3 protein-coding genes and 1 pseudogene are annotated in these 4997 nt (G+C 36.6%); all 4 read right to left on the minus strand.

Annotated elements, in window-relative coordinates; translation table 11 throughout:
* Positions 1 to 812: AAA domain-containing protein (locus COJ96_RS12015; protein ID WP_306460589.1), on the minus strand; the 812-nt coding region annotated here is incomplete at its 3' end.
* 239 nt (positions 813 to 1051) lie between these two features.
* Positions 1052 to 2467: a zinc ribbon domain-containing protein gene (locus COJ96_RS12020; RefSeq protein WP_098573470.1), complete on the minus strand. Its 1416-nt coding sequence runs from the start codon at positions 2465 to 2467 to the stop codon at positions 1052 to 1054.
* A gap of 4 nt (positions 2468 to 2471) precedes the next feature.
* A pseudogene (gene tnpA, locus COJ96_RS12025) lies at positions 2472 to 2877 on the minus strand (IS200/IS605 family transposase).
* Between the two features lie 206 nt (positions 2878 to 3083).
* Positions 3084 to 4832: a DUF4011 domain-containing protein gene (locus COJ96_RS12030; protein ID WP_180230089.1), complete on the minus strand. Its 1749-nt coding sequence runs from the start codon at positions 4830 to 4832 to the stop codon at positions 3084 to 3086.
* Positions 4833 to 4997: the final 165 nt, after the last annotated feature.

The raw sequence follows: 4997 nt of genomic DNA on the forward strand, positions 1-4997 counted from the left end.
TCGTATTCTTCCTCCTCATCGTCGTCATTAACAAAAGAGGACTGAAACAGATTAGATGGTGGCAATTGTTTCTCATCACCAGCAATAATGACTTGTTTTGCCCGGTAAACTGCCGGAATTCCACTTTCCACCCTACACTGGGACGCTTCATCGAAAATAACTAGATCAAATAATCCTTCTTGTAATGGAAAAATAGATGAAACAATTTCCGGTGAAGCGAGCCACACTGGCATAATATCGACGAGACCATTGCCAGCAAATTCATTCACTAATCTCCGCAGCGGCCAAACTTGCCGCTTCTTGCCAACCTGATGTTTCAGCTCTCTTATATTCCTTGAATGAGTGGTTTGAACGGTATCCACTTTTTTGGTAAGGTTATGAATTAAAAACTGTGTCCCAACCTTCCTTTTTTCCTCAATAAGCCCCGCAAAGGATTCTCTAATTCTTGAAAATTCATTCGTTGAGATTTTCTGGACCTGTGGATGTTTCCTTTCCGTTTGATCAATCCATTGGACGTAGGCGGAGTTTTTTAATAAATCCACCCAGTAATCAGAAAGCGTTAATTCGTTCTTCGTGGTTTTCTGTTGAAGGAGAAGAAGCACTTTCTTCTCAACCTCCGAACATTGATTCCAGTATACATCCATTAACTGAAGTTCTTCAAAATCACGATGGATGTATTCAACCATTTTATCTAGTTCATTTAACGGAATATCACCTTCTGATATTCTCGTTTTTAAACTGTTTACTTTTGAATCCTGAAGATATTTTTTTAGCTTGTCTACCTCTTCTGCCATTGCTTTTCTGACACTCACCCATCATAAATGAAGGGGGTTCCACCTTTAAACAACCGTGGCTCTTCCAAATTCTATATTTACTATAAAAGATGGACTTCACTTTGGTCTAAAAGGCTTCGACAGCCGAAATCGTTCTAATGCAAATAATCAAAACAAGATTATTTACATGGGCTCGGATTCCCTTGCCACTCACAACTTATTGACTGTTTCGGGGTATGTCTGCACCGAGAGATTTAACCTATTAATCTCTTAGGAATTTATACACCAAATGTTGAGATCAATTTTCTTTCTACTTTCATGTTTTTTAAATTGGAAATGCAATCATTTAAAACATTGGAAAGTTGAAACCACTCTTTTTCAGCCTGTTGAAGAACTACTTGATTTGATTTTGTTACATATCTAGCTAAAAATGCACTGTATAAATCACGTTGTGCCACGACCCCGCATTCACAGATATGCCAGCGTTCCTTGAGTCTTTTTTTCTTAATAGCTCCACAATGACAGGTCTGCGATAATCTTGTGGAGTAAGTCGGAAACTCTCGAAAACTGCCACCCTGTGCTTCCACTTTTCGTTTTAACATTTTCAAAAACATACTTGGAGCTTTTCTACCGATACTTTTTCCGAACATTTTTTGAAAAGCTTTATAGGAGAGTTTCTCTGTTTGAATGGAGGACGCTAGTTGTAGGATTTGATTGGTATCTCGACCATGGAGCTGTTTTCTTACTTCTTTAATTTTACGTTCCAATTCTCTGTGTTCTGCACGCGTTTTTATGTATCTTTTGGAGGTGGTCCACTTCTTTTTACCTTTTTTCATCACGCCATTGCTTTGATAGTGATTGGGGTTATTGGCTCGTCGTTGCCGATCCATTTTCCGATTGATTCGTTTATTTTCCTTATCGATTACTACCACTTCTTCACAAAATTCCTTTAATTCGGCTTTCGATTCCCCTACAATTGCAATCGTGGAAGGACCGATGTCTAGTCCAACCTCTTCCTTACCTAATTCATATTTACGATGGGGGGATCCTTCAAGAATCAATTGAACATAAAAGCGATTTTTCCCCTTCACTTCTTTTTTAATGAGTCTACAATACTTTATTCTATGGTTTAGGGCATGTTGCATCCATTGATCGTTGGGGTCGATGAGGCATTTTAACGAAATTGTTTTCCCGATAAAAACATACCCATTCGAGTAAGTTAGAAAAGTTTTGTTGTTTTTGCCTTCTAAGGAGACAAATTCCCCCTTTCGTTTAAACCTTACCTTTTTCGCTTTCTTAAAAGCAAATTTTTGCACAGCCTTAAAGGCTCTAGTTGAGAGTTTTTGACATACGTGGGTCCCTAAATGTTCCGCAATAAACTTCGATGAATTCTTTGTTTTTGTCCCGAAGGATTGGATCGAATAATCTGTAAAACTAAACGTCGCATTAAGATGTTTAAAATTAGCTCTCCGCTTTTCTATATCTATTTCCGAAGTTTTAGATAATCGGACAGTCTCTTTATATAATTTGGTGTTTTGAATAGCCTTAATCCGCTTCAAACCTTCTCCTAAACAAGCATTATAAAGCTGTCTACCACAATCAGATAACATCAAAATCACCTTTTCTTCCTGTGCATTCGTTCTTAATCGAATCGTTGCGATAAAAGAAGGCGTTCTTTCGGTAGATGCTACCATGGTTTTACACTCCTCTTTGATTTTCTATGTACTGTTTTACAACATCTAAGGGTGTTCCGCCAACAGTAGAAACAAAATAGCTTTTAGTCCATATAGAAGGAATTCTACTTTTTAACCATGGGAATTCGTTACGTAGGTATCGAGAACTTCTTCCTTTCATCATTCTTATAAGTTTATTAATTCCAAATTGCGGATTGCATTCAACAAGTAAATGAACATGATCTGGCATAATTTCCATTTCGATTACTTCAGATTTTGTCTCTTTTGCAACCTCTAATAGAATAGATTTAAGCCTTTCATCTACTCCATCTACCAATACATTCCTACTATAATTTAGGACACCAAACCACATGATATTTACAAGAATACACTACATTATTATTACTTTTATATTGAATTAGATTTTTCATATCATTATTATATCAATTATTCTATCTAATACCAATAGAAAAGGAACGTTTGTTCTAAAAATAGATAAATAAATAAATAAACAACCTTACTCCATACATGAATGCAGGGGCTTGCGGTTGTTTCTTTTTGTCACTATACCCAACTGATGCATAATAACTAAAGATTTCTTGATCTTAAGCCATTCTGACGAACTTGTGCCTTTAAATTATTCCCCATCAAGCAATTCTTCAATGATGTTTTTTCCAGAAACGGAAGTCCACCACCATAGTCTTAATCCTTGTAAAGTTCTTTTCGTGCCATCCTCTAAATCGGGATAAATCTTCTCTAACTTATTTTCTATGAGCCAAGTATACGCTGGCGTAATTTTTTCATGATCTAGGGAGTTGAGGTAGTCTACCGCTTGTTTCGCTTTATCGACCACATCATTCAATAGCTCAATCGCTTCCAATTTTTCTTTCATATTAAAATTCGCGAATGTTTTACGCTCTTTAAGCGGGAAATCCTCATCACCAAAACGATCATACCATTCCGCATAGGTGTACACTTTTTCAGAGATATCCACTAACAAATCTTTATTTATGGACGGCAGCACCTCATGAAGATCAACAATTTGCGTGGTTTCCCCGATTGGTTTCGCTAATCCATACAAATCATATAATCGTAACCCAAAATCCTGGTAACTGTACAAGGCAGAAGCAATACTGTTCAGTAACTCTTCTTGTGAGGATAATTTTTTGGAAGTAGAAGATAATTGATTCATCGCATTCTCAAAAGACACCTGATTTTGCTCTAGAACCGCTCCCACTTTTGCATAAAGCTTTTTCCGATCATTCTTTTCATCATGGACAAGTGCAACATGATTACTTAAGCCCAAGCCATCCAAACGTTGGTAAACGACATCCAAAGCCGCACGCTTTTGACAAACAACGAGTACCTTCTTCTCTTGCTGAAGCGCATCGGTAATGAGATTAACAATAACTTGAGATTTGCCTGTTCCGGGCGGTCCATGAACAACTATCCCTTTTTTATAACGAGCTTCTTGAATAATCTCTTCTTGTGACCCATCCGCTTGTAATAGGTTTAAAATGTCAGGGGTATTATTATTCGCTTTTTCTGTTTCGCTCGGTTCCCCATCAGTCTCAAAATACTTATCCTGCGGTTCGATTAATTCCCCAGCTAAGGATAAATCACTTTCTTCTGATCGGACAATGAGTTCCTCATAATCTTTAACAAGCGAAGACCCGCCTTGTGGGAAATTCCCGATGACCGCATTCTCCAACAAAGTTAAACCTGCTTTTTCCGGAACCTCTTCTTTTCTATATTCCTTCAGTTTGCTAATGCCTTTAGGTGTAAATGACACATTCATTTCATGATTTTTTAAAAATTGGAGCCACTCTTCATAGTTATACTTCGTTGCTAGTTCCGCAGCTTGATCAAAGAAATCTTCTGTAAATGTTTGGTTGTTAAGCTTTTTAAATGCTAAGAACAACGTCCGATTGATTTGAGGACCACCTTCATCTATTTTAATCACCCATTTTTGAGCATTCACATTATTCTTTTCAACCCTGATCGGATATAAAAATAACGGAGCTTGAAAAAACGTGCCATCGGACAATGCGCCTGACAGAAACGGAAAACCCAGGTAAAAATCATGAATACCTGTTTCATCTTCAATTCCCTTTATATTTCGATGTAAATCAGTGAGTTTTCTTGAAAGACTCATTGAAAGTTCATTATTCATAGTTGGCTTTAGTAAGATGACATCATTGTTTGATTGATTAATGATTTGTTCTACTATAGCAATACTTACCTTTTCTTTAGATAACCTTGAGAGGTTATCCAGATCAGTTAAATCAAAGCTCCACTTATTATAAAGCTTCATTAATCGAATCGAACGATTCCGCCGACTAATGTCATTGAGCTTGTCCCTCATATGTATTAACTTGTCTTTCATTACAAGACCTCTTTCCATTGTCCAAATATCCATTAATACCCATTATACATGTTAAATATGATGGTTATTCTTGTTCCGAAAAGAATATTATTTTAGACCTATTGGTAATATTTTATCAATAAATTGGAAATACATTGAGATATCTGTAAGCCCGAATTATAAAAA

It is taken from the genome of Bacillus sp. AFS073361 (assembly GCF_002567005.1).
In the GTDB taxonomy this organism is placed as follows: domain Bacteria; phylum Bacillota; class Bacilli; order Bacillales; family Cytobacillaceae; genus Neobacillus.

Bases quoted from the DNA above. Each gene is read 5' to 3' on its own strand.
- COJ96_RS12020 (WP_098573470.1), bottom strand. From the start codon at position 2,467: ATGGTAGCATCTACCGAAAGAACGCCTTCTTTTATCGCAACGATTCGA.
- COJ96_RS12030 (WP_180230089.1), bottom strand. From the start codon at position 4,832: ATGAAAGACAAGTTAATACATATGAGGGACAAGCTCAATGACATTAGT.